Origin of the sequence: Micromonospora sp. NPDC005174 (genome assembly GCF_040608495.1) — a bacterium.
Classification (GTDB): domain Bacteria; phylum Actinomycetota; class Actinomycetes; order Mycobacteriales; family Micromonosporaceae; genus Micromonospora.
The window spans coordinates 70,165-94,824 of sequence record NZ_JBEXIJ010000023.1 but is presented as its reverse complement, the minus strand read 5'-3'; the positions used below and the strand labels follow the sequence as shown (position 1 = coordinate 94,824).

General features: G+C 70.4%; 23 protein-coding genes. 14 read left to right on the top strand and 9 right to left on the bottom strand.

Features of this window, described 5'->3' with window-relative positions:
- Positions 1-3: 3 nt before the first annotated feature.
- Positions 4-732: a DUF4291 domain-containing protein gene (locus ABZU91_RS23190; RefSeq protein ID WP_355244035.1), complete on the bottom strand. Its 729-nt coding sequence runs from the start codon at positions 730-732 to the stop codon at positions 4-6.
- Positions 733-898: 166 nt separating this feature from the next.
- Here ABZU91_RS23190 and ABZU91_RS23185 point away from each other — a divergent pair, with 166 nt between their 5' ends.
- Complete coding sequence (locus ABZU91_RS23185; protein ID WP_355244032.1) at positions 899-1,921, top strand: hypothetical protein; 1,023 nt, start codon at positions 899-901, stop codon at positions 1,919-1,921.
- Between the two features lie 53 nt (positions 1,922-1,974).
- On the opposite strand, the gene ABZU91_RS23180 is transcribed toward ABZU91_RS23185, so the two are convergent.
- From ABZU91_RS23180 to ABZU91_RS23170, 3 genes are read right to left on the bottom strand one after another with little or no spacing between them, the layout of a single operon-like run.
- Positions 1,975-2,952, bottom strand: coding sequence for an ABC transporter permease subunit (locus ABZU91_RS23180; RefSeq protein WP_355244029.1), 978 nt, complete (start codon positions 2,950-2,952; stop codon positions 1,975-1,977).
- Positions 2,949-3,848, bottom strand: coding sequence for an ABC transporter ATP-binding protein (locus ABZU91_RS23175; RefSeq protein ID WP_355244027.1), 900 nt, complete (start codon positions 3,846-3,848; stop codon positions 2,949-2,951). The genes ABZU91_RS23180 and ABZU91_RS23175 overlap by 4 nt, the downstream gene beginning before the upstream one ends.
- Positions 3,845-4,240 (bottom strand): GntR family transcriptional regulator, encoded by a 396-nt coding sequence (locus ABZU91_RS23170; RefSeq protein WP_355244024.1) that lies wholly within the window; start codon positions 4,238-4,240, stop codon positions 3,845-3,847. Before ABZU91_RS23170 ends, ABZU91_RS23175 begins: the two co-directional genes overlap by 4 nt.
- A gap of 332 nt (positions 4,241-4,572) precedes the next feature.
- Between ABZU91_RS23170 and ABZU91_RS23165 the strand changes: the two genes are divergently transcribed.
- Positions 4,573-5,163 carry a hypothetical protein gene (locus tag ABZU91_RS23165; RefSeq protein WP_355244021.1) on the top strand — a complete coding sequence of 197 codons (591 nt, stop codon included), beginning with the start codon at positions 4,573-4,575 and terminating at the stop codon, positions 5,161-5,163.
- Positions 5,164-5,202: 39 nt separating this feature from the next.
- On the opposite strand, the gene ABZU91_RS23160 is transcribed toward ABZU91_RS23165, so the two are convergent.
- Entirely contained in the window at positions 5,203-5,625 is a 423-nt protein-coding gene (locus ABZU91_RS23160) for a helix-turn-helix domain-containing protein (RefSeq protein ID WP_355244018.1), read from the bottom strand.
- A 92-nt stretch (positions 5,626-5,717) separates the two neighbouring features.
- On the opposite strand from ABZU91_RS23160, the gene ABZU91_RS23155 reads away from it, so the two are divergent.
- Positions 5,718-6,527 carry an NAD(P)H-binding protein gene (locus tag ABZU91_RS23155; RefSeq protein WP_355244072.1) on the top strand — a complete coding sequence of 270 codons (810 nt, stop codon included), beginning with the start codon at positions 5,718-5,720 and terminating at the stop codon, positions 6,525-6,527.
- Between the two features lie 40 nt (positions 6,528-6,567).
- On the opposite strand, the gene ABZU91_RS23150 is transcribed toward ABZU91_RS23155, so the two are convergent.
- Positions 6,568-7,662 (bottom strand): hypothetical protein, encoded by a 1,095-nt coding sequence (locus ABZU91_RS23150; protein ID WP_355244015.1) that lies wholly within the window; start codon positions 7,660-7,662, stop codon positions 6,568-6,570.
- Positions 7,663-7,931: 269 nt separating this feature from the next.
- Here ABZU91_RS23150 and ABZU91_RS23145 point away from each other — a divergent pair, with 269 nt between their 5' ends.
- On the top strand, positions 7,932-8,531 hold the full coding sequence (locus ABZU91_RS23145) for a hypothetical protein (RefSeq protein WP_355244012.1): 600 nt from the start codon (positions 7,932-7,934) through the stop codon (positions 8,529-8,531).
- A gap of 4 nt (positions 8,532-8,535) precedes the next feature.
- Here the strand turns inward: ABZU91_RS23145 and ABZU91_RS23140 are convergent, their stop codons facing one another.
- Complete coding sequence (locus ABZU91_RS23140; RefSeq protein WP_355244009.1) at positions 8,536-9,135, bottom strand: hypothetical protein; 600 nt, start codon at positions 9,133-9,135, stop codon at positions 8,536-8,538.
- Between the two features lie 122 nt (positions 9,136-9,257).
- Between ABZU91_RS23140 and ABZU91_RS23135 the strand changes: the two genes are divergently transcribed.
- The gene (locus tag ABZU91_RS23135; RefSeq protein WP_355244006.1) at positions 9,258-10,499 is read left to right on the top strand and encodes a helix-turn-helix transcriptional regulator; all 1,242 of its coding nucleotides are present in this window, start codon (positions 9,258-9,260) and stop codon (positions 10,497-10,499) included.
- A gap of 141 nt (positions 10,500-10,640) precedes the next feature.
- Here the strand turns inward: ABZU91_RS23135 and ABZU91_RS23130 are convergent, their stop codons facing one another.
- On the bottom strand, positions 10,641-13,484 hold the full coding sequence (locus tag ABZU91_RS23130; protein WP_355244003.1) for a BTAD domain-containing putative transcriptional regulator: 2,844 nt from the start codon (positions 13,482-13,484) through the stop codon (positions 10,641-10,643).
- Between the two features lie 185 nt (positions 13,485-13,669).
- Between ABZU91_RS23130 and ABZU91_RS23125 the strand changes: the two genes are divergently transcribed.
- The 6 genes from ABZU91_RS23125 (at position 13,670) to ABZU91_RS23100 (ending at position 19,204) form a co-directional block, all read left to right on the top strand.
- The gene (locus tag ABZU91_RS23125) at positions 13,670-14,524 is read left to right on the top strand and encodes a hypothetical protein (RefSeq protein WP_355244000.1); all 855 of its coding nucleotides are present in this window, start codon (positions 13,670-13,672) and stop codon (positions 14,522-14,524) included.
- Between the two features lie 437 nt (positions 14,525-14,961).
- Positions 14,962-15,537 carry a MauE/DoxX family redox-associated membrane protein gene (locus tag ABZU91_RS23120; RefSeq protein WP_355244069.1) on the top strand — a complete coding sequence of 192 codons (576 nt, stop codon included), beginning with the start codon at positions 14,962-14,964 and terminating at the stop codon, positions 15,535-15,537.
- A 16-nt stretch (positions 15,538-15,553) separates the two neighbouring features.
- Positions 15,554-16,102 (top strand): hypothetical protein, encoded by a 549-nt coding sequence (locus ABZU91_RS23115; RefSeq protein WP_355243997.1) that lies wholly within the window; start codon positions 15,554-15,556, stop codon positions 16,100-16,102.
- Positions 16,099-18,066, top strand: a complete 1,968-nt coding sequence (locus tag ABZU91_RS23110) for an ABC transporter ATP-binding protein (RefSeq protein WP_355243994.1) — start codon at positions 16,099-16,101, stop codon at positions 18,064-18,066. The genes ABZU91_RS23115 and ABZU91_RS23110 overlap by 4 nt, the downstream gene beginning before the upstream one ends.
- Positions 18,067-18,146: 80 nt before the next feature.
- The gene (locus ABZU91_RS23105; RefSeq protein ID WP_355243991.1) at positions 18,147-18,770 is read left to right on the top strand and encodes a S26 family signal peptidase; all 624 of its coding nucleotides are present in this window, start codon (positions 18,147-18,149) and stop codon (positions 18,768-18,770) included.
- Positions 18,758-19,204, top strand: coding sequence for a hypothetical protein (locus ABZU91_RS23100; RefSeq protein ID WP_355243989.1), 447 nt, complete (start codon positions 18,758-18,760; stop codon positions 19,202-19,204). Before ABZU91_RS23105 ends, ABZU91_RS23100 begins: the two co-directional genes overlap by 13 nt.
- Positions 19,205-19,251: 47 nt before the next feature.
- Here ABZU91_RS23100 and ABZU91_RS23095 read toward each other — a convergent pair whose 3' ends face one another.
- Positions 19,252-22,074, bottom strand: coding sequence for a BTAD domain-containing putative transcriptional regulator (locus ABZU91_RS23095; protein ID WP_355243987.1), 2,823 nt, complete (start codon positions 22,072-22,074; stop codon positions 19,252-19,254).
- 182 nt (positions 22,075-22,256) lie between these two features.
- On the opposite strand from ABZU91_RS23095, the gene ABZU91_RS23090 reads away from it, so the two are divergent.
- The 3 genes from ABZU91_RS23090 (at position 22,257) to ABZU91_RS23080 (ending at position 24,583) form a co-directional block, all read left to right on the top strand.
- Positions 22,257-22,628: a hypothetical protein gene (locus ABZU91_RS23090; RefSeq protein ID WP_355243985.1), complete on the top strand. Its 372-nt coding sequence runs from the start codon at positions 22,257-22,259 to the stop codon at positions 22,626-22,628.
- Positions 22,629-22,730: 102 nt separating this feature from the next.
- Positions 22,731-23,147 carry a hypothetical protein gene (locus ABZU91_RS23085; RefSeq protein WP_355243983.1) on the top strand — a complete coding sequence of 139 codons (417 nt, stop codon included), beginning with the start codon at positions 22,731-22,733 and terminating at the stop codon, positions 23,145-23,147.
- Entirely contained in the window at positions 23,144-24,583 is a 1,440-nt protein-coding gene (locus tag ABZU91_RS23080; protein ID WP_355243980.1) for a caspase family protein, read from the top strand. The genes ABZU91_RS23085 and ABZU91_RS23080 overlap by 4 nt, the downstream gene beginning before the upstream one ends.
- The last annotated feature ends 77 nt before the right edge of the window (positions 24,584-24,660 follow it).

Genomic DNA, 24,660 nt, shown 5'->3' with positions numbered 1-24,660 from the left:
GCGTCACCGGTGGCGGGCGTCGGGCCGGCTCAGGGCATGAAGGGCGTCCGGGGGGTACGAGCCGGAAGATCCGGCGACAATGTACGTCGATCGGGGAGCCTGCTGTTGCTTGGCCGCGTCGTCGGCGGTGATGTCCGGGCTGGCGTCAAGTCTGGCGGTGATCTGGGCCCGCAGTTGATAGGGATGTTCGACAGGCAGGTGAGCTGCCGCCGCGTGCTCGTGTCCGCTGCGCAGAAGGTCCCGGATCCGATGAACGGTGGGGGTGATGTCCGTGACGGCCACAATCCAGTCGTCAACGTATCGATCGACCGCCTCGCCCGACAATCCGACCTGCAGCGACCGGTACGGCAGCGCCTTCAGGTGCAGTGATCGTTCTGGATCCCACTGCACTCGTACGGGGCTGGTCTTCAGTTGCCGGGTCCAGGAAGCCCTGTCGCCGTGCAGGTCGCGGTCGTAGTGGCTCAGGCTGGCTCGTGCCAGCGCCCACTCGAATCCCTCCCGCGTGATGTCGATGGACAGCACGTGCTCCTGCCCGGGCTTGGTGGCCCAGCCGCAGCGGTACATCATCCACAGGAATGAGGGCTTGATCCACGTCATTCGGTCCCGCTTGAAGGGGGCCACGAAACGGCCGGCCTCCACCGCTGGCAGCGCAACCTGCGGAGGGTATGCCTGGTAGACGGTGATGGTGTCGGTCGAGTGGCGGGCGCGAATCTGACGGGCGGGTACGGACACGGCTTGATCGTCACGGATCGGGACTCGCCTGCGCCACCGAGATTGCGGGTCAACACCAGCACCGGCCGACATGGACCCGCGGCTGCACCCGATTCGGCGCACTTCCGGTGCTGACGTCGACGTGCTTTGGTAATCACATCACCGCCAACCATCAATGGGAGTAGAGATGATGCGATTTGTTGGCAACCGTTTATTGGCCAGTCTGACCGCAGGCACCCTCATCGCGACGCTGGGCCTGCCCGGCGTCGCCACGGCCGAGTCGACGCACCAGAGCGTCTCGACCTGTGCGCTACAAACCCTGCCCTATCCGACGGACATGCATGGTCGAGCTACGGCCGTCGACCCGACCGGCAAGTTCATCGCCGGTATCGGTTACGGGGTCGATGACGACGGGTGGCGGCCGCGGCTGCTGCTCTGGGCCGGAGCGCGCCCCGGGGCGTGGAACCAGCCGCGCCTCACCATCGTCGAGACAGCAGTGGTGGAGGAGGTCGAGGGCATCAATCGCAACGGCGTCGCCGTTGGCAACGCCGTCGTCGACCACATCTACCGCCCCTGGCGCTACCGCGACGGGCGGCTGGAGTGGCTGCCCGTCCTGCCGGGGGCCTCCAACGTCTTCACCTCTGGGATCAACTCGCGCGGCGACATCGTCGGACGTGCCTCCGTTGAGGAGACCGAGACATCTCTGCCGCTGCTCTGGCCGGTCGACCGACCGGGCACCGTCGAGGTGATCGACGCCCCGTACGACGCCGGCGCGACGGAGATCCTCGACGACGGCACCATCATCGGCGGCGCTGGCGGCTTCGGCTGGGTACGCCATCCCGACGGAACGACTGATCGACTCACCGTCCCCGGCGCCCGGTGGGCGGGGATCGTCGCGGCTCGGGGGACCTGGGCGGTCGGTAGCATCGGTACCGGCCCCGGGGAAGAGGACAGGGCCCCGGTGCGCTGGGACCTACGGACTGGCGTGGCGACCGCCGTGCCCCCGGCGTTGGTGTCAACTCTGGACGTCAACAGTCAGGGCGCGGTGCTCGGTGACCGGGCCGTCGCCCACGGCGACCGGATCGTCCCACTGGGCGGCGTCATCCCCGGTGTCCAAGACCCCTTCGGCTGGGGAATCGCCGACAACGGCCTCGTCGTAGGCTCCGTCAACGGCTCCCGACTGCGCCCGGCGCGCTGGACCAACTGCTGATATCCATGCATCGGGCATCCTCGCGCGAGGATGAGACGTTTGCGGGCAGGGCGCTAGAGCACACGGCGGCGTACCCGCCACACCACCACACCGATCAGGACCATCGCGACGGCGGCGAACAGGGCCGCCTCGACCAGCTGGAACGTCCAGAACCGCTCGGCCGGATGGTAGACGCCGAACTGCTGGATGCCGCGCGCGTGCAGGAACTGGTTGAGGTTGGTGCCGGCCCGGTTGGCGGCGTCCTCCAGTTCGAGGTACTCGGTCGAGCTCAGCCTCCGCCCGGTGGCGTCTGCGTAGCCGCGTTCGATCATCCAGCCGGCGAAGCTGGGCACGGGTCGGTGCCCCGCCTGGTCCTCCGCGCCGCCGACGGGGACCGGTGCCATGGTGGTGAGCGGGGTGGCGTACGCGGGACGGGCCAACAGCGCCACCGCCATCCGGGCGGCGAGGAACGCCCCGAACGCGACGCCGAACGCGGGCAGACTGCGCCGCAGGATCGCCCCGGCGGCGGTGGCGACGGCGAACGCGAACAGCGCGTACGCCAGCGGGACAAGTCCTTCCAGGTCGAAGGCGTCGTACTGGAACCGCCCTTCCCAGGCGTCGAATGGCTGACGGAACCAGGTGAGCACGGCGGTGAAGACCCCGGTGAGCGCGACGGTGACGCCGGCCAGTGCCGCGAGCTTGGCCGCCAGCCAACGCATGCGCGGCACGGCCTGTGTCCAGGCGAGCTGCCAGGTGCCGTCCTCCAGTTCGCGGGCGAGCAGTGGCGCACCGAGGAACGCACCGATGACGACGGGGATCAGATAGAAGGCCGCCAGGAGGTTCTCGACGTACCCGTACTCCTCGTCGAGCCGGCGGAAGGAGGCCGTGCAGCCCTCGTTGACACCGGCCTCTCCCGCACACCGGGCGGGACCGCCCGGGAACAGGTCGTGGGCCTGCGTCCCGAGCACGAGCAGGGCGATGCCGAACAGGCCGACGAGCAGACCCAGGACGAAGACCTCGGTCCGGTGCTGGCGCCAGATCAACCACGTCATGCCGCCACCCCCGACGTGACCGCGGCGCTCGGCTCGGGCGGCCGGCGCAGGTACGCCAGCACCAGGTCCTCCAGCGCGACCGGCTGGGTCTGCCACCCGGGCGCGGCCGGGAGCGCGCCGTCGCGTACCAGCAAGGTTGTGTGCCGGTCGCTGTGGACGGCCTCCACGACGGTGCCGGCCCGGTCGAGGTCGGTGGCCGTGCGCGGGCCGACGAGCAGTCGGTGCTCGGCGAGGAGGGTGTCGATGTCGCCGGTGAGCGTGACCCGGCCCTGGTTGAGCACGACCAGGTGGTCGCAGACGCGCTCCAGCTCGTGCAGGACGTGGGAGGAGAACAGGACGGTCACTCCGCCGTCGGCCACCGCGCCCATGAGGATCTGTAGGAACTCGTGCCGGGCCAGCGGGTCGAGGCTGGCCACCGGCTCGTCGAGGACGAGCAGGTCCGGCCGTTTCGCCAGCGCCAGAGCCAGAGCCACCTGGGCCTGCTGCCCGCCGGAGAGCGTACCGGCCCTGCGGTCGAGCGGGATGCCCAGCTTCGCCAGTCGGCGCTCGGCCAGCCCCTGGTCGAACCGCAGGTTGCAGGCCCGGCCGAAGCGGAGCATCTCGGCGACGGTGAAGCGCCTGTACAGCGGGTGGTCCTGGGCCAGGAACCCGACCCGGGACAGAGTCTGCGGGGTGCTGGCGGTGACGTCGTGGCCGAGGACCTCCACCGTGCCGGTGCTCGGCGCCAGCAATCCGACGGCCATGCGCAGCAGCGTGGTCTTGCCCGCGCCGTTCGGCCCGACCAGCGCGATCACGCCGCCCGCCGGCAGGGCCAGTGTGCAGTCGCGCAGCGCCCAGCCCTTCCGGTACCGCTTGCCCACACCATCGGTGCGCAGCGCCAAATCGACCGCTGTCACGCCACGTCCTCATTCCTCGTCTGCCGGTGGACGGAAGTAAAGAGCGCGTTGACCGCCTGCTCGTCGAGGCCGGCCGCGTAGGCGCGGCGCAGCCAGGTCGCCAGGCTGCGGTGCAGCGAGGTGTACGTCGATGCCGACATCACCGCCGACTGCTGCTCGTTGACGAACGTGCCCTGGCCGGGCCGGCCGGTGACCAGGTCCTCCTGCTCCATCTGCCGGTAGGCCTTGGCGACCGTGTTCGGATTGATCGCCAGGTCCTCGACCACCTCGCGGATGAGCGGGAGTCGGTCACCGGGTTGGAGGAAGCCCAGCAGCACCGCCTGGCGGACCTGCTGGACGAGTTGCAGGTACGGCGGCACACCGGAGTGGGTGTCGAGCCGGAAGACGAACACGGTCGCTCCTTAACTGCTTTCCTAGTGCCATAGTAAAGCAACAGGAGGCTCGGCCGGCCTCGTCCGGTGGGTATCGGGGTCGCCGGACCGGTCCCGACCCGGCATGATCCTCAAGCCGCCGCACCCGACGGGCCGGTCATCCTGCGCGTGATGACGTGAAATATCGAGCTCATCCTGGCTGGCAGAGGCTTGGTTGCGCTGCTGAGCAGAACACTGTGCGCTGCACGACATGCGGGACCGAACTTGAAAGCCCCGGCCAAGGTCATACGTGTCGGTCATCGGCACCTCCGCCCGCGCCCAGGGCGGCAGGTTGGGACGTCGCGACCTGGTTCGTGGCCGGGTTCGCCATCCTCTACGCGCTAGCCGCGATCGCCGCAGCCATCTTCGGCAGCGCATCGAGCGACCCTGCCCGGCCGCTGCGGTTGTCCTCGGCCAGCACCGACGCCGCGATCGGGTTCGTCCTGGCCAGCCTGATCCTTGTCGTCGCCATCATCGGCCTGGCCGTCAGCGGGCTGATCTGGGGCCGCGCCACTCGTCGGATCGCCGAAGCGAACGGCTCCCCGGGCCGCTCCTACAGCCGCCACTGGGGCCTGCGCGTCTTCTCCTCCTGCCTGGTCTTGAGCACCGCGATGTCCTGTTTGGCCACCGACCGGACCGTCCCGGCCGTCCTGTTCGGTCAGGCGGCCCTGCGCACCCTCGGAGCGGCCGCGCTGATCGGCGGCGTGCTGCACAGCCGGACGCGGGTTCTGCGGCTGATCGCCCAGGTCGACCGGGTCATCGCGGGGCACCACTCGCCGGTCGCCCGGCAGGACCCGGCGTGGCCGCTGTCGCCCACTCCGACCAGCGCCGACTGGAATGCCAGCCAATGGGACCCGGAGGTGTTGCGCGACATCGAAGCCCGCCGGCACCGTGACAGCACCTGATCTCGCTCGTCGAGAAATTCGAGGTCGTGTGCACCTGCGTCAGCGGATCTCGTTGTCGGGGTGGTCGCTGTCGTAGGCCTGACGGGCTTCGGAGATGACTGCGCGGTGTGCCAGTGACCAGTCCGCGAGTGCCTTGACGAGATGGGTGAGGCTTGTGCCGGTCTCGGTGAGGCGGTAGTCGACCTGGGCGGGCACGGTCGGGTACGCGGTCCGAAGGACGAGGCCGTCTCGTTCCAGGCGGCGCACCGTGAGGGTCAGCATGCGCTGGGAGATCCCGTCGATGGCGCGCTGGAGCTGGCGGAAGCGTCGCGGCCCGTTGGCGAGTTCGACGATCACGAGAACCGACCACTTGTCGCCCACCCGGTCAAGAACGTCTCGGATGCCGCAGTCCGGGTGATCCGGCTGTCCGCATGGTTCGAGGTCGGCGGCGCCCGTGGTTACTTCGGTGTGCGCTGGTGACACGAGACTGCCTCCTTGTGGGCCGCCGGGCGGGCGTCCAGGCTCTCACTGTAGTTACTGAAGAGAACCACGGTGGGAGGCCGATCCGCGTGATCATGGTGACCGGTGCCAACGGACAGCTCGCTGCGCTCACACTCACGGAGCTCAGCCAGCGGGAGATATCTGTCCTGGCGGGGAGCCGCACTCCCACCGGCGCACAGCGCCACCTTGACTTCGACGACCGCGTAACCCTCGACCTCACAGGCGTCTCGACCCTGGTCCTCGTCTCGGCCGGATATGCCGAGGACGACCAGGTCATCGCGCGTCACCGGACTCTCCTCGACGCTGCACGCCGCGACGGCGTGAGCCACGTCGTCTACACCAGCCTGACCAGCGCGGGGGACCACCTCGGGTTCGCACTCGCCCACCGGGCCACCGAGCGGATGATCAGAACCAGCGGGCTCGCCTGGACCATCCTGCGCAACGGGCTGTACGCCGAGCTCTTCGGCGCCTTGCTCACGTGGACACCCGACGGCCTGGAATCAGCATTCGGAGCCGGCGCGCTCTGCGCGGTAGCGCGGGCTGACCTGGCGGCCGCCGCAGCCGTGGTCGCCAGCGAGCCCACCGCGCACATCGGCAAGGTCTACGACCTGGTCGGTGCCCCGATCACCGCTGGCGATGTCGCCGACCGTCTCGGCGTCGCGCACCGCACAATCGAACTGGGTGAGTACCGAACCCGCCTCCTCGGCGACGCCAACCTGCTGCCGTTCCAGCCGCCGATGCTCGCCTCGATCGCCACCAGTGTCCGCCACGGGTTCCTCGACAACGCCAGCCCCGACCTCGTTCAACTACTGGATCGACCGCTCACCGATCCACTCACCGTCGCTGCGGATGTCACGGCCGCCCTGCGCCCAGGCACCCACTGACGCACGTGCTTCGAAAGAGGGCCGTCGGTGCGCGGAGAGGTCACAGACCCCGTTCGTGGAACTGGGCGAGTCGGTCCGGTGGGAGGCAACCGATCAGGTTCCGTTCCAGGTCGACCAGTTCGAGGTCGACCGCGTACACCACGAAATCTTCGGTGACCGGCAGTGTGGCAGACCAGTCGCGCAGGTTCAGTCGAGCCGCAACCGCGCACAACAGTCGCCGGCCGGTTTCGGACCCGGCGGCCACGTCGTGATCGTCCGCGTCGAGCAGGGCGAGTTCCTGCCGTACCAGCCGCGAGGGCCCCGTGTCGTCGAGGTCGATGTCGGTGCTCGTCTCGAACTCCTCCGCCGCCCAGGCAGCCTGGGCATCGATCGCGCTCAGGTCGCCGCGCTCAGCCTCGGTAGCCACGCTGATGCCGATCGACAACTGCGCGGGTTCGGCATAGCTGAGGGCGAGACAGGCGATGGGCTCGTCGACGTCCAGCCGTGCCGCAGCGTCCGGGATCAGCGCGACCAACTCGTCCTCGACGGCACGGCACGCCGCATCAAGATCGAAATCCGCTGGTGGCCGGACGTACAGTACGTGCGATTCGCTGCTCGTGGTCTGGACGAGGCGGAGCAGGCCGAGGTCGTCGTGCTCGGCGGCCAGTACGGCGTGCGGGCCGCCGTTGTGCTCGACCTCGACGCGGCTGATCCGCCCGTCGGTGTACGTGTACGACTCTCGTCCCGAGCCGCGCCGCGCGACCATGGTGGCCGAGCGCATCAGCCCGCCTCCGAAGCGGTACTCGTGGAGGTAGATCGGACCCTCCGTGGCGAAGTGCGCCACCTCCACGAGGTCATCGTCGTGGCGGAAGAACGTCTCGGCGTGCAGCTTCCCGTGCAGGAATCCGCTGTACTCCGCGATCACGGTCAGGCGCCCCCGGGCATCAAATCCGATCCGCAGGACATCCCGATTCTCCGGCGGACGGTCGTCCAGGCGACGCCCAGGCTTGAGGAGATCCCGCTCGAAGTGCAACGGGCGCAGATCAAGGCCCGGCCAGGTGTACCAGTCCCAGCCCTCAACGAGCGCGTGTGCCGCCCGCTTCCGGGACTCGTATTCGTTGCCAAGCTGGCCGAACCGCGCGGCAGGATCAGGCATGTCCGGGATCGTACGGATGCCATGCCCGGCTGACCCGACTCGTAGACGCCCGACGGTGGGAGCCTCCTCATAAGAACCTGCCGTCGGACTCTGCCCTCGACCCGGCCGCCCCTGGGAAACAGGCCATTGCCACCTGAGAGGAGAGTGCACGCGGGCCGAGTCGACAACCTTGCGGCGGGTTTGGGGTTTTCCGACCGTGTCCGAGATTGACGAGAAGCGTCAGCTGGCGGACGAGACACCGAGCTGTGCATCGGTCGATAGTGGCCGGCATGACTCGTCTCAACGTCGCGCTCGAACCGCCCGCGCCCGTCGCAGCAAGACTCGTTCATCTGGCGGCGGAACTCGTGCCCTCCGACTCGGTCTTCCGCATCGGTGAGGACGGTCGACATCCTCACCTGACGCTTTACATGGCCGATTTTGAGCCGTGGGCGTTGGACGCCGTGCTGGCCAATATTGCCGACGCCGCCCGCGAGGCGCCCGGCGCGGCGGTCTGCACCGGGCAGAGCCTGGCGTGCACCGCGGGCGGTTACGTGGAGCTCGGCTATGCCAAGACGGGGGCGTTGCTCGGCCAGCAACTCAAGATCGCCGACCGGCTTCGGGACCTGGCGGTCCCGGCAACTATGCCGCCGCATCTCACCCCGACCGACGACCAATGGCGCAACCTTGAGTCCTACCATTACGAGCTGATGGGGGACAGTTTCCGCCCGCACGTCACCCTCGGCCGGCTGGCCTCGAACGGGCGCTCGTCCCTGTTCGACGCGGGATTCCCGGCCTTCTCCTTCGTGCCGACCGCCCTCATGGTCGCCGTCGCGGACGACCAGGGCGCCGCCCGGCACATCGTTCTCCGGGCGGCGCTAGCGGTTCGCTGACCCGTCATCCACCTCGCGCCGGCGTTCGGCACACCGGGATCTCACCATTGTGCCCGGCAGGGGTGGTGTACTTCGCGAGAACCCATCCGACATACGGATCACCGGGCGAGTCGAATCTTGCGGTCACGTCGCCGGGAGTATTGGTCGGCCACGTGATCGCCAGCCAGTCGGTGGTCGTGTCGTTACCGTTGAAGCCAGAATCGAAATGGCACCGTGCATAGATCAGACTCGCATTGCGGGCGAGCCCGATCTTTTCGCACAGCGCGTTCTTGCAGCCGCAGAGCTGGTACGGGCAGGACCGCACGGTCAGACCCAGGTCGGTGCCTGCGACGACAGTGTCGGCGACCCGGAAGGCCCACGGCCCGGGACCCGGCGGTGTCTGGTCGGTCCGATATGGAGTCTTCTCTTCGATAGGCCCTGGGTTGCAGTAGGCAGTGCCGTTGTTGCCCATGTTGACGCAGTTTCCATTGCCGTTGTTGATCGCCACACCGCTGTTCGCTGGCGAATCCTTGTGGTTCTGTACGTAGACTGTGGCTCCGGCGGTGACGAGCGCGGCCACCAGCACCGGAATGCCGGTGATCATTACTTTCTTGAGGCTGGGCACGAGCGGACTCCTCCCCGGTGAAAGCTTGGTCATTCGAATATGACCGATCGGCCCATCAGCGTCGTGTCCGCCGACTGCCAAGTTGTGTCAGTGGATGCACAACGCCCGGACGAGGGGTGATCTTGTCCTCGAAGCGAGCATCGAGCGCGCGCTCCGCCGCGCGGGTCACCTGGGGCAACGTCGTCGCCGAGGCGCTGCGCAAGCGGAATCTGTCGGTCAACGCCGCCGCCCGGGCGATCGACGTCAGTCGCAACACCCTGCAGAATTGGCTCAACGGCGAGGCCGACGCCGACCTGCGCACGTTCGATCGACTTTCCGAACTCACCGGACTGTCGCATGTGCTGTTGCTGGAGCTGGCAGGGGTCCTGCCACCCGAGCTGGGGCCGATCGCGTACCAGACCCAGGCTGCGCACGAGCTGCGGGAGGGTCTCCGCCGGGTCAAGCGCTGGGTCGACCAAGCCATCGACGTGGCCGACTCGCCGCCCGCCGCTCAGGTGGCTGCGGCGCTGCTGTCCCGAAGCAGGGAGTGGGAGGTCACGCTTCGCCCGGCGCTGCGCGGACGCGAACACCGTCTGCTTCAGCACACCTACCTCGCGTTGAAGCCCATACATGAGCCGGCCCTGCCCGAGGAGGTCGCCCGCGAGGAAGTCCATCACCTGCTGGCCGACCTCTACGTGCCGTACGGCCTGACTTGGCGGGAGCAGGAGGCGCACGACTTTGTCGGCCATCCACCGTTCGTCCTTCAGGTGCCCGACCACGAGCGCCCGCGCGGGCCGCGGGCGGCCGATCCGCACGCGCCGCCGTCGATCCTGGCGCTGGGCCTCCCGTACGCCCACGCGGAGTTCCTCGGCAGCTACGTCGCCCACGCACTCGGCTACGGCTATGCCGACCTTCGCTACGGTCCGCGCGCACCGAGCGCGATGCGCGATGAGGACGGGCGTGTCGCGGCGATGATCGAGCACGCCCAGCACCTGATGGCCGATGACACCCGCCGCCAGGTCTGGTCGCTGGCCGACCACCGGGTGCTACGTGCGCTCGACGAGGAGTTGGGCAGCGCGAGCCTTCCGCTCGTACTGGTCGTGGAGCCCGGGCCACGGCTTCGCGCTCGAGGCTGCGAGGTGTGGAACGTGCCCGCGGAGGAGATGGCCACGCGCTACCGACAGATGCGTCGTTATCTCGAGGACCCGCCCTGGCCGATCGTCCACCTGTCGGTCGACGACGACCTGGGGCCGGACGGTGCCGTCGACCCCGACACGCTGGTGGACGTCATGGCACGGCTGTCGATCGAGGCTCTCACCGCTATCCACCGCGACCACAACGGGCCCGGCCCCCGGCGGTGGCTGACCTTGCCGGGCCATCCGTAGCGGGTGCCGGGGCCATTGCGTGTGTAGAGCAGCCGGCTAGGGCGCGGGAGGATGCCCGGTCGAGCCCGGTCGACGGATCTCTCGCCGCAATCGTGGCCACGATCAGCCACGGCGTCGGCCCGTGAGGTCGTACCTCGTCGTCTAGAACTCGCCGCCCGCGGACGCCGCGGGGACCGCCGGCGCCGCCAGTTTGGCGCGCGGGCGGTCGGCGTCCGGGTGACGCAGCTCGTCGAAGATCGTCAGCGCCTCGCGCCACGCCCGACGCGCGGCGTCGAGGTCACCGGCGGCCCGCAGGCTGTTGCCCAGGTTGTCCAGCACCTCCGCCTCGTCGTACCGGTCGCCGAGTTCCCGGTGTAGCGCCAGCGCCCGCCGGTAGCAGTCCGCGGCCTGGTCGTGGTCGCCGAGGCCGTGCCGGACGTACCCGAGACTGTCCCAGGTCAGCGCCGCGCCGTGCCGGTCGCCGGTCTGCTCGTGCAGCCGCAGGGCCGCCTGGCAGCAGTGCAGCGCCGGCCCCGGCTCGCCGAGCCGGGCGTGCATCCAGCCCAGATTGTTGAGCGCCTTGGCCTGCCCGACCCGGTAGTCGGTCGCCCGGTAGAGGTCGAGGGCCAGCCTGGTCTCGTCGAGAGCGGCGCGCAGCCGGCCCTGCCGTGCCAGTACCCAGCTCACACCGAGGTGCGTGTGCGCCCGTCCGGTGTCGTCGCCCAACTCGCGGTACAGCTCCAGGTCGCGTTGGTAGTGCCGGTGTGCCGCCTCGTGATCGCCGGACCAGGTGCAGGCGATGGCGAGGCCACGGTGCGCCAGGGCCTGACCCGCCAGGTCACCGCGGCGCAGCGCCGCCGCCAGGGCGGTCCGCTGCGCGCCGGCCAGCTCCGGCCAGTGCCCGCTGCGATCGAGGTACGTGGTGAGGGCCGCCGCCAGCGTCCACGCGTGCCGGTCCAGGCCGGTGTCCGCCGCCTGCTCCACACAGGCCAGCAGCACGTGGTGCTCGGCGGCGAACCACGCGGTCGCCCACGCGTGCTCCGGGCGGTCACCGACCGTCACCCCGGGCGCGGGCGGCGGCAGCGCGGCCGGCCGCGCCAACCGGTACGGGTCGAGCAGGTGGTCCGCTGCGTGCGAGGCGTGCAGATAGTGGTCGAACAGGCGGCGTCGGGCGGCCGTGCGCTCGACCTCGGGATCGGCGTCCTGACACAGCTCCCAGGCGTACGCGCGAAGCAGGTCGTGCATCGCGTACCGGCCTGAGGTGCGCTCGGTGAGCAGGTTCGCCCGCGTGAGGTCGGCCAGCAGTGGGCCGACCCGAGCGGGCGGCAGGCCTGCGAGGCTGGCCACCGCCGCCCGTCCGACGTCGGGACCCGGGTGCAGCCCGAGCAGCCGGAACAGCCGGGCCGAGTCGGCGGCCAACGCCCGGTACGACCAGGAGAACACCGCCCGCACGTCGGTCATGGGGTCGCCGGTGGCCAACGCGGTGAGCCGCTCCGAGTCGGTGTCCCGCAGTTCGGCGGCGAGCGCCGTCAGCGGCACGTCGGGCTGCCCGACGGCGCGGGCCGCGACGACGGCCAGGGCCAGCGGCAGGCCGGCGCAGCGGCGCACGATCTCGTCCAGCGCCGCCGTGTCGCGCGCGGCGCGCCCGCGACCGAGCCGGCCGGCCAGCAGCTCCCGGGCCTCGGCCGGCGGAAGCAGGTCCAGCGTCACCGGGTGGGCCCCGGCGTTGACCACCAGGCCGGTGAGCCGGTTGCGGCTGGTCACCACGACCAGGCTGCCCGAGGAGCCCGGCAGCAGAGGTCGCACCTGCTCGTCGTCGCGCGCGTTGTCGAGCAGCACCAGGACGCGCCGGTCGGCGAGCAGGGTCCGGAACAGCGCGGCCTGCCCGGGCAGGTCGCTGGGCATCCGTGGGGGCGGCACGTGCAGCGCCTCCAGGAAGCCGCGCAGCGCCTCACCCGGCGACACGGCCCGGCCGTCGAGGTCGAACCCGCGCAGGTTGACGTAGAGCTGCCCGTCCGGGTACCGGTGCGCGACCCGATGTGCCCAGTGCACCGCGAGGGTGGTCTTGCCGACCCCGGCGGTGCCGGCGATGGCGGAGATGACCACCGCGCGGCATGGGCCGCCCTCCCGGGTGTCGCTGGTCGGCTCGGCGGGCAGCAGCGCGTCCAGTTGTCGCAGCGCCGCCGCGCGGCCGGTGAACCAGGCGGGGGCGCTGGGAAGCTGCGCCGGAGGCCGGCCGCCCGGCTTTGCGGGTGACGGCTCGGTCGGCGTCTCCCCCCGCAGCACCCGCAGGTGGGCCCCGCTCAACTCGGGACCGGGCTCCACGCCCAACTCGTCGACGAGGTGGCGGCGGGTCTCGGCGTAGAGCCGCAGCGCGGCGGCCTGCTGGCCACAGCCGGCCAGGGCGAGCAGGTACCCGGCCACCAGCGGCTCCCGCAGCGGATGCTCGGCCACCAGGGGGCGCAGGGTACGCGCGGTCGCGGCGAACCGGCCGAGGCCGAGCTCCACGGCGGCGAGCCGTTCGTACGCGAGCAACCGCTGCTCGTCCAGGCCGGCGGCGGCAGCGTCGACGAAGGCGCCGGTCGCGCCGGCCAGCGCCGGCCCCCGCCACAGCGCCAGGCCGTCGCGTAGCAGTCGCGCCGCCTCCGCACCGCGACCGGCCGCCTCCTCGGCGCGGGCCCGCTCGACCGCCGCGGTGAACTCGGCGAGGTCCAGATCGGTGACGCGTACGGCGAGCCGGTAGCCACCGCCCTGCGTCGTCAGCAGATCGGCCGCACCCGCCTCGCGCAGGGCCGACCGGATCCGGGAGACGCAGACCTGGACCTGGGTCCGGGCGCTGGCCGGAGGGTCGTCGGCCCAGAGCGCCGCGACGATCTGCCCGAGGGACACCAACCGGTCGGCGTTGAGGAGCAGCAGCCCGAGCACCGCGCGTTGCTGAGGGCGGTCGATGGGAAGGACCCGCCCTCCGGCGGTCACCTGGACGGGGCCGAGGAGGGACCACCGCATGGCTTTCCTCATCAGTCGTGATCGGACGATCACAGTCTATGGACGACGCGGACGGCACGGCCGGCGCCAAGCGGTCGGATAGCGGACGACAAGCGAGCCCGCCCAGGCTCTCCTCAGCCGTCGGACCCGAGAGTCCGGCGGGCGAGGCCGGCACGGCGTCGGCCGAGGCGGACAGGGAGAGCGACATGCGAGTAACCAAGGGACGGGGCATGCTGACGGCCGTCGTGTCGACGGCTGCCGTGGTGGCCGGCATGGGCTGGGCGACACCGGCCTCGGCGGAACCGGCGGGGCTGGAGACGGTCACCCAGTCGGCGGCCGAGAGCAGTCTGGACAAGTCCGCGTTCGCGTCCTGCCCGGCCGGCAAGGTGGTCACCGGGGGTGGCGGCTTCCTCCCTGCCGGCTCGTCGGCCGCTGGACGGGTCGGGTTGGACCGGTTGGAGCCGCTGGCGAACGGCACCGGGTTCTTCGTGACCATGCGGGAGGCGGGCCCGGTCAACTTCGCGGGCGACTGGGGGCTACAGGCCCTCGCCCAGTGTGCCACCGCGCCGGCCGGCTACCAGGTCGTGGCCGCGACGGGGGCGGTCGGAACGGAGTTCGTCACGGCGAGCTGCGGGACCAAGAAGGTCATCGGCATGGGTGGGCGGATCAACAGCGGTCTGGGCGACGTCGTGCTCGACCAGGTGGTGCCGTCGTTCGACCTGACGTCGGTGACCGTCCGGGCGGTTGCGGTGCAGGGCACCTCGCCGGCCGGCTGGAGCGCCACCTCGATCGCGGTCTGCGCCAACGGACCCGCCGGGCTGGAGCGGGTCGTGACGACGGGGGCGAGCGCGAGCGACCCGTCCTCCACCCACCTCAAGGCGTGCCCGGCCGGCAAGGGCCTCTACAGCGCGGGTGCGGACATCAACGCCGGGAACGGTCAGGTACTGCTGACCGCGATCAACATCACCGGGGGGAACACGGCGCGGGTGCGGGCGGATGAGGACGCCGACGGCCTCGCCGGCTCGTGGAGCCTCAACGCGTACGGCATCTGCGGAAGTTGACCTGACCGGGGCCGGGGCCGCCAGTGGCGGCCCCGGTCGTCGTTCGGTTCGGGGCGACGGCCGGACAGGAATTCAAGCTTCTCTCCAGCTTTCCTGTAGGCCCGCCCGGCACCTTTGCACCAGTGGAGCGGTCGACGGGGGCCGCCCGGACGTGTGAGGAGTGTTCGATGATCTCGAAGATCGAGTCTTTGGGCAGCAGGCTTCTGGCCAGGCTGGTGCCCGCGGTGGAGGCCTCGGCGGCGACGTGCTCGTCCCCGTGGGGTCCGAAGTTCTTCCCGAGCTGCTACCAGTGCGCCGGCGGAGCCGCCTGCACCGCATGCTGCCGGAGCGGATACGGGTGCAAGGCACCCTACCAGTGCTACTACTGACCGACGCTCTGATGCCGTCCGGTGGGAGGGCGGAAGCCTCCTCCCGCCGGGCGGGTCCGCGTGATCGCGATGGAGAGGATGCCTGCGGTGCAGTACCTTGCGATCGGTGTTCGTTGCCTGCTGGTGATGGTGTTTCTGACCGCCGTCGTCGGTAAGGTGGCGCCCCGGGGTGGCTTCGGTCTGTTCGTCGCCTCGATACGTGACATGCGGTTGCTGCCCGTGGGTTTGGCCCGGCCAACGGCACTCCTGGTGCTGGCCGCCGAGTGCTCGGTGTGCGTGTTACTCGCCTCCCCGGCCGCCGGCGTCGCCTCGATCGGCTTGGGCCTGGCCACGCTGCTGCTGATCGGGCTGACCGCGGCCGTCGTGCTCGTCAACCGCCGCGTGGACGCCGTCTCCTGCCGGTGTTTCGGCGCGTCCAGCAGCCCGTTGGGCGCTCGCCACGTGTTCCGTAACGCCTTCCTGACCGTGCTGGGCGCGGCGGGCGTCATCGCCAGCCGCAGCGATGGACCCATGGACGCCGACGGCGTCGTGGTGGCGGTCTGCGCGGGAGCCCTGCTCGCCCTGCTGATCGTCAAACTCGACATTTTTGTCGATCTCTTTCAGACCTCCGCGAGGCCCTCCCCGGGCCGCCGGGAAGGTCGATGAAGACGAGGAGAATCCGATGCTCTTTCTTATCGCCGCTGTGATTCTGGTCGGCCTGGTGTGTGTGCTCGACCTGGTTCTCACGCTCGGTGTCATCAGGCGGCTCCGCGAGCACACCGAGCTGTTGAAAGCGGTTGAGAACCCGTCGCACGACCTGACGGTCGGTGACGCGATCGAGGCGTTCTCCGTCGAGGACGTGGAGGGGCGGCGGCTCAGCGCGGACCGACTGCCGGCGGGCACGGTCGTCGGGTTCTTCTCGGTGGGTTGTCAGCCGTGCCGGGCGGCGCTGCCGAAGTTCGTCGACCACGCCGCGACGATGCCGGGTGGGCGCGACCAGGTCGTTGCCGTGGTGGCCGGAGCGGACGCGGCGGACGCCGAGAGCCTGGTGTCGGCGCTGCGGCCGGTGGCCAGGGTGGTGTTCGGCGACTACGAGGGGGTTCTCCCCACCGCGTTCAAGATCAAGGGCTATCCGTCCGTGCTGATGGTCGACCCGCTGGCCGACGGACGGCTCGTGGTCACCAACGACAACGTGGACCTCAGCCGGGCCGAGTTGGTCGCCGCGGCATGAGTTCCCGGGGCAGCCGGCCGGCGGACGAGGAAGAAGGTGGGTCGGCCAGTTCCGACCTGGCCTTCCGTCCACCGGTCGGCATCAGGGAACTGGCCAGGTTGGTCCTCGCCGCAGGGGCCATCGCCGTCCGGGCCGCACCGCGGGCGCTCGCCTGCTACCTGGCCCTGACGGTGCTGGACGCACTGCTACCGGTGGCGGTCGCCTGGCTGATGAAGACCCTGCTCGACCACCTGGCCGGGTCGGCTGCCGGCGTCGACCCGGCCGTGGTCGTGGTGGCCGTCGGCGTAGCGGTGACCGCGCTGCTGGTCGGGCTGCTTCCCCACTCGTCGCAGTACCTACGCGCCGAGATGGATCGCGAGGTCGGCCTGCTCGCCCAGGACCGGCTGTACGCCGCGGTGGAGCGCTTCGTCGGCCTGGGGCGTTTCGAGGACCCGAATTTCCTGAATCGGCTACGGCTGGCGCAGATGAGCGCGGGGTCGATGCCCAATCAGGTGGTCGACGGCCTGCTGGGCTGCGGCCGGAGCGTCATTCTGATGTCCGGCTTCCTGGTCTCGCTGCTGGTGATCGACCCGCTGATGGCGCTCCTGGTGGTCGGCGCGGGTCTGCCCGCCCTGGGTGCCGAGATGGCGCTCTCCCGGCTGCGCGCCGGAATGTTCTGGCAGGTCGGCCCCACTGAGCGTCGGGAGATGTTCTACAGCCAGCTGCTGTCGAACGTGGTGGCGGCAAAGGAGATCCGGCTCTTCGGCACGGGCGCGTTCCTGCGTGGTCTGATGCTCGCCGCACGGCGCTCGGCCAACTCGGCGAAACGCGCGGTGGACCGTCGGGAGGCACTCGTCCAGTCGGCGCTCGGGCTGCTGGCGGGGCTCGCCTCGGGCGCGGGGCTGTTGTGGGCCGTCGACGCGGCCGTTCGAGGGGCGTTGTCGATCGGTGACATCACACTCTTCGTGGCGGCCGTCGCTGGTGTGCAGGCAGCGCTGGCATCGCTGGCCGGTGAGTTCGCCCGTACACATCAGGCCGTACTCATGTTCGGGCATTTTCGCACGGTTGCCACCGCGGGGCCGGACCTCCCGGTGGTGCGGGCGGCGCCACCGGTGCCCAGGCTGTCCGGCGAGATCGAGTTCCGCGACGTGTGGTTCCGTTACGCGGACGGGCATTCGTGGATCCTCCGTGGCGTCAACCTGCGGATTTCGTACGGCGAGACGCTCGCGGTGGTCGGGCTCAACGGCGCGGGGAAGTCCACGATCGCCAAACTGTTGTGTCGCCTGTACGACCCCACCCGCGGCGCGGTGCTCTGGGACGGCGTGGACATCCGCACCGTCGAGGTGACCGCGCTGCGACAACGGGTGGCCGCCGTGTTTCAGGACTACATGCAGTACGACCTGTCGGCAGCGGAGAACATCGCCCTCGGAGACATCGACGCTCTCCACGACCGGGCTCGGATCGAGGCCGCTGCCCGCCGGGCCGGAGTCCACCACGTACTCGACGGTCTGCCCCGAGGTTACGACACGCTGCTGTCCCGGACGTTCTCCGGTCCGACCGACGACCGGGACGAGCCCGAGGTCGGTGTCGTCCTGTCGGGCGGGCAGTGGCAGCGGCTGGCCCTGGCGCGAGCCCTGCTGCGCGACCGGTGTGACCTGATGATCCTGGACGAGCCCAGCGCCGGGTTGGACGCCGAGGCCGAAGCCGAGATACACGACTCACTGCGCCGGCATCGCGCCGGCCGGACCAACGTGCTCGTGTCACACCGGCTCGGTGCGGTACGCGACGCCGACCGCATCGTCGTACTGGCGAACGGGCGGTTGGTGGAGGAGGGTGACCACGCCTCCCTGATGGCCGCCGACGGGGCGTACGCCCGGCTCTTCCGCTTGCAGGCCGCCGGCTATCAGAGCACCGGGGGACAGGACCAGCCCGACACGCCGCAGGCCGATCGGTCTGCCCGTCCGAGGATCGTGGCGATCACATGAGCCTGGTGAGGACAGGTCCCAGGTCGACGGGACATGCTGCCCGTCCAGGGCGGGCGACGGGCCGCCGGGCGGCTCTGGTGGTGGAGCTGGCGCTCTGGCTGGCCGGAGTCGCCCTGCTGTGCGCCCGCGTACCGATCCGGGTCGTGGGTGGCGTGCTGCTGCTGGCGGCGCTGGGCCGCGCGATGGTCGCGTGGTCCCGGCTCAGCAGGCGGTTCATGGTGGTGACGGTCCGCGGCCAGAGCATGGAGCCGACCTTCTCGGAAGGCGACCGGGTGCTGATCAGGCGTGGACAGAGACTGCAGGCAGGTGACGTGGTCGTGCTGCGGACGGCGGCAGCCCGCAGCACCGCAGCCGCTCGGCCGTCCTGTGTCATCAAGCGGGTGGCCGCCGTCGCGGGCGAGGTCGTGCCGCCGTACATCGGTCCAGCAGGTGACCGGGTGCCCACCGGACGGCTCGTGCTCCTCGGAGACAACCGAAGTGCCAGCTTCGACTCGCGTCAGGTCGGTTACTTCCGAATCGACGATCTGCTCGGCACGGTGGTACGCCGGCTGGGCAGCCCATCTGCCCCACCTCGTCGCAACGCGCAACCAACAGATACCCAACATCCCGTTGCAAGACTGCGCCCAGCCAAGTCGGTCAATCTCAGATCGGAGACACTGTGGTGCGATCAGTCAAACGGCGAGGGCTCTTCATGGTGGTCGTGACGGCGATCCTGTCCCTGGTGCTGCCCGCGAGCCTCGCCTCCGCAGCACCCGCCGAGTCCGCGACCTCGACGGCGATGAGCAGGCAGGCCGCTGAATCGGCGCTGCTCGAATACGCGGCGCTGCATTCCCCCGCCGCCGTCGCCGCCGGCAACCGCATCGGCAATGCCTGGGGCGGCGGTCTCGGCGTCATCCACGTCCGCGACGGGAAATACACGTACGGCACGCACGACGCCGTCCTGCCCTTCGACCAGTGGTCCGACGCGTGGTTCGGTTGGGCCACGACCGCCGGCTGGTACACGGGGGCCGGCTACTGCACCATGCAGCTACGTTCCGACGGCGGTGGCCCCTGGTATCGCCAGCTACCGGATCTCGGGGCCGGTCAACACTTCGTCGGTTTGCAGACCAGCTACATCGTCAGCATCTACGGCTGCTAGCGGAGCGGCGTGGCAGGGGAGATCCATCGCGGAGGTGGGTCTCCCCTTCACGAAGAGCGTCGCGCGCGCCGAGGTGGCGGCGCGTCCTCCGGTGCCGGCGCGGCGGAGCTGTCGGACAGCAACGCGGACAACAGACCGCGCATCTCGTCGAGGCGACGGTCGCCGAGCGGTTCGAGGATGGTGACGGCCTCGTGCAGTGCCGCGACGGCGGCGGGCAGATCTCGTCGCGCTGCCGCCACGTCGGAGCATCCGTGCAGGGCCCACGCCTCCCGCATCCGATCGCCGGTGCTGCGGGCGAGGCGGACCGCGGTGTCGTAGTGGTGTCCTGCCTCATCGAGATTGCCCCGCAGAAAGTGCACCCTGCCCAGATTGGTGTGGACGCTCGCCGACAGCCAGTCCCGGTTGTCGGACCGCTCGGCGGCCGACAACGCCGAGGTGTACGCGTCGAGCGCCTCCTGTTGGCGGTCAGCGCGCCGGTGCAGGTAACCGAGATTGAGTTCTACCTTGAAGATGAGATCGGGATCGTCGAGCGGGGCCGCGAGTTCGCGGGCGCGTAGCAGGGGCGCGAGTGCCTCGTCGAGCGCGCCGCTGTCGGCCAACATCGCACCCAGGCTCGCCTCGACGTCCGCCACGCCGGCGTGGTCGCCGTGGTCGGCGAAGAGCGCGCTGGCCCGCTGGTAGGCGGTCCGGGCTTCGGACCGTTGCAGCAGCAGACTGTGTGCCACGCCGAGGCTCCCGTACAGGGTGGCCTCGCCGGTGCCGCTGCCGGCCAGGACCGCGGCACGGATGCCCTGCTCGGTGACGGAGATCCAGGTGTCGCGCGGTGCCCGACGTTGCAGCCAGCCACGCATGTTCACGGCGAGGGGCCAGACGAGATCGGGGTGGGTCTGCCCGTGCTGGGCGATCAATCTGGCGATGGTGTCCGCCTCGGTGTCGGCCCACCGCAGAGCCGCCGCGGTGTCGGTCAGATCGGGTACGAAGAGGTGCCCTGCACCCCGGACCCCCGCACCGTCACGTGGGCTGGTCGTGGGCCGGATGCGCCGCTGCGCACGACCGCTCACCTGCCCGTACCAGTCGAGGGCCTGCCGTTCCGCGATCCGCCGGTCGACCGCGCTGTCCTCCCGTTGGGCCTGCTGGTGGGCGAACATGCGCGTCAGTTGGTGCAGAGCGATCCGGCTGCTCGCCTCGACGGTGACGAGGTTGGCCGAGGCGAGCCCGTTCACCAGTTCGGTCAGCGCGCTGACCGTGGTCGTGCCGGCCAGCGCGGCGGCGGCACCGAATCCGATGGCGGCAACATCCAGCAGTCCGAGCCGGCGCAGCAGCCGACGTTCCGCTGCGGTGAGCCGATGGTAGGAGACGGCGATGACGGCTCGTACGCTCACGTCTCCGTCGCTCGTGGCGAGCCGGGCCAGGCGGGTCTGCTCGTCGCGCAGGGCGGCGACGAGGACGTCCGGTCGGGCGTCCAGCCGGAGGCGTGCGCCGACGATCCGGATGGCCAACGGCATACCGTGGCACAGCTTCACCAGAGCGGGGATGTCGTCTGTGGCGGAGCCGGACAGTCCGGCGACCGCCCGCAGCAGGCGGGTGGCCGGCTCCTCGGGCAGCGCGCCGAGCACCAGCAGGTGAGTGCCCTCGCGAGCGATGAGCCCGTCCAGCCGGTTTCGGCTGATGATCACGAGCAGGCTGTCACCGCTGCCGGGGAAGAACGGCCGAGCCTGCCCGGCGCTGCTCACGTTGTCCAGGACCAGCAACATCGTACGGTCGGACAGCAGTGAACGCAGTCGCGCCGCCCGTGCCTCCACCTGGCGTGGCAGGTCGTCGGGGGCGACGCCGAGGTCGACGAGAGCGCGGGCCAGCGCCACCGTCGCGGGAACGTCGTCATCGAGATCCAGGTAGAGCTGCCCGTCCGGAAAGCAGTGCCGGTTCTGGTCGGCCCACTGCGCGACCAGAGCGGTCTTGCCCATGCCGCCCGCGCCGGTCACGAGTACCGATCCGGAGCGGTGCTGACCAGAGCGCGATGCTCGTTGTACGGCGTCGAGGGCCGCCAACTCGTCGTCGCGTCCGACGAAGGTTCGGGGTGGCGCTGGTAGCTGCGCCGGCCGGACCGCGACGACCACGGCCGGCGTGACCGTGGGAGTGACGCCGCGCAGGATCGCCGTGTAGAGCTGTTGGAGTCGGCTGCCGGGGTCGGTTCCCAGCTCGTCGGCGAGCATGCGCCGGGTCCGCTCGTACACGGCCAGGGCCTCGGCCCGTCGGTCACTGCGCACCAGCGCCAGCATCAGCTGCGCCTGGAGGCGCTCGCGCAGCGCGTACTCCCTTGCCAGGGTCGACAGCTCCGCACACAACTCGCGGTGCAGCCCGAGGCTGAGCTCGATGTCGACACAGCTCTCGTGGACGCTCAGCCGCTGCTCGCCGAGGTGGTGCGCCGCCGCCCTGACCTGGTCGGTGTCGGTGGTGCCCTGGTAGGCGTCCGATCCCCGCCACAGGCGCAGTGCAGCCCGGTAGCGCACGCGTGCCTCCGTGAGCCGGCCCTGCGCCTCGTGCCGTGCGGCGGTCTCGGCGAACGTGACGAACTCGTCGGCGTCCAACTGGTGGTCGTCCGGACTGATCCGGTAGCCACCGCCGGCCCGGACTATCGTCTCGGTGCCCAGAACGCGACGCAGATGGTGGACGAGAACCCGCAGTGCCCCGTGCTTGCGGTCGCTCGGATCACGGCCCCACAGGGCCTCCATCAGGACGCCGTCGGTGACCGTCCGTCCGTCCGCGGCCAGGAGGCAGGCGAGCAGCACTTCGTGCTGACGTCTGCCGACCGGCACCACCGATCCCGATGCGTCGACGGCTCGCAGTGGCCCCAGGACTTCGAACCGCATGATCCCTTCCCCGGCTGCGAGCAGGGCTGGCGCCGCGATGGTGGCACCGACATCACACGGCGGTGGGCGCGACTCCGACCGTCAACCAGCGACCGAATTCTTCGCCAACATCCAGCCAACATCCTCTCGTCAGACTCTGGCTGCACGGTTCGACGAAGTCCATCGTCCTGGAGGGGGAAACCATGAAAACCACGGGTGTACGACGAAGCCTCGCCGCCGCGGTCGGTCTGGGAGTTGTCGGGGCGCTCGCGCTCGCGCCCGCACCAGCGTCCGCTCACGACACCATGGCCTATGTCTACAACAACGCCGGCGTCGCGGTCGGCGAGGGATACATCTTCATCAGCCACACGCTCTTTCGGGTCTGCGACATCAAGGCCGACAACGTGGGTGTCTACGGCCGGATGAAGCTCCGGAACGGCACCATCAAGGACATCCCGGACCTCGACGGGGCGGGGGGCTCCTGCGGCCAGGGGACCACGAGCTACGAGAACTACATCGTGTCCTACGAGGTCGTCTGGCGCGGGGGCAAGAGCTCCGGCTGGCGGACGGCCTGATTGGTCGGACCGTTCACGGGTGCTGTCGACGGAGGTGGGTTGTGTATCGGGGGGCGCCTCCGTCGTCGGCCACGCGTGAGCAGCTTCTTGTGCCTCCCGAGTATGGTGGTCGATGTCCAGCCGGTGGTGCCGAGGGGAGTGGCGTTGCGGGTACGGATCCTCGCGGATGGTCCCGCCGAGCTCAACGCCCTGTACGGCTGGCTGCGCATCGACCCGGCACTCGCCCGGAAGGCCGACGTACGGTCCGCCCCGCCGCCCGCGGGCAGCATGGGCGCTCTCGACGTGGTGGACGTGGTCCTGACCCACGCGACCGCGGTGTCCAGCCTCGCGGTGTCGGTGCTGGCCTGGTGGCAGAGCCGGCCCAGGTCCTCCTCGGTCACCATCGTCCGGTCCGACGGACACCGCCTCACCGTCGACGACGCGTCGCAGGTGACCGCCGAGATGATCGCCCAGTTCCTGGCCGCCGACCACACAGCCAGCGACGGTCCTGACGGGGACGCCCGCCCTCCGTCGCCGTGACCGTCGGTCTGCCCGATCCGGCGGGCTCACGGGCCGTCCTGATCGGAGTGTCCCGATACCAGGCGATGCCCGGCATCCCCGGTGCCGAGCGCAACGTGCGCCGCCTCTACGCCCTGCTGACCGATCCGACCGTCTGGGGCCTGCCGCCCGAGCACTGTCGTATGGTCATCGACCCCACCTCCGGCGAGGAGGTGCTGAGGGCCGTGCACGAGGCGTCCTTGGCCGCGACCGACGCGCTGGTGGTGTACTTCGCCGGTCACGGCCTGCTCGACGACGTCGCCGAGCTGTACCTCGCGTTGCCCGAGGCCAGCCGCGAGCGGCTGTGGGGCGCCGTCCGCTTCGCCGACGTCCGCCGCGAGATCGTCACCGCCGCCCGGGGCTGCCGCGCGAAGGTCGTGCTGCTCGACTGCTGCTACAGCGGACGGGCCATGGCCGGATTCATGTCCGAGCCGGGTCAACTGGCCGACCAGGCCGTCGTCGAGGGCGCCTACCTGATGACGGCCACCGCCGAGAACATGCCGGCGATCGCCGCGGTCGGTGACGAGTACACCGCCTTCACTGGCGCGCTGGTGCAGGTGCTCCAGGACGGCGTACCTGGCGGGCCCCGCCTGCTCGACATGGACACCCTGTTCACCGAGGTCGACCAGAGCCTGCACGCGCGGAACCGTCCGCGGCCGCAGCGCCGCAGCCGAAACGGCGGGCACCGGATCGCCATCGCCCGCAACCGCGCCGCCGCCACCGAGCCGGACGGCACCTCGCACGAGGTGCGGGTCGAGGAGCCGGCTTCGCCCGGACCGGCCATTCGACCGGGGCACCGTTGGACGCGCGGGCGGTCGGTGTGGGCCGGCGTCCTCGGCGCACTTGTGTCGCTCCTGGCGGTCGTTGGTTGGCAGACTGGCCTGCTGGGGGGCGGGCCGGGGGCCTCCGATGGCAGGAGCGCGACCCAGAGGCCCAGCACCTCCACGGCTCCGTCCGGCCCTGCTCCCTCCGGCCCTGCTCCCTCCAGTTCCGCTCCCCCCAGCTCTGCCCCGCCGGCGGTAACGGCGTCACCCGCGCCCGCGCGGGGTGGCGCGCCCGTCGAGATCGCTCTGTCGGAAGCTCCCGACCGCAAGATGCCCGTCGGCAGCACCCCCGACGGGTCGATCCGGGTCCGCGTTCTTGAGTGGGACACCAGTGAACAGCGAATCGGCTTCTTCGTGGTGAATGCCGAACAGACCTGCACGGTCAGCGCCGCGAGGGTCGGCCAGTCAGTGGTGATTCCGGAATCCGGTGGTGGGTGGATCTGGATCGTCGTGGAAGACGTCCGGACCGAGGTCCTCGGGGATGATGCCGGCGAGGTCTACCTTCGTGGGCTCCTCTCGGTGTCCCGTGGTGCCGGCTCCCCTCCCAGGAACGACGTCGCCTGTACGAGGCCCGGTCCAGCCGGTTCCGGTTGATGGCGACCGCACCGAGCAGGTGAGCCGTCAGCTGCCGCTGCGACGGCGGTGAACGTGCGTGTCGTGCCTGGTAGAGC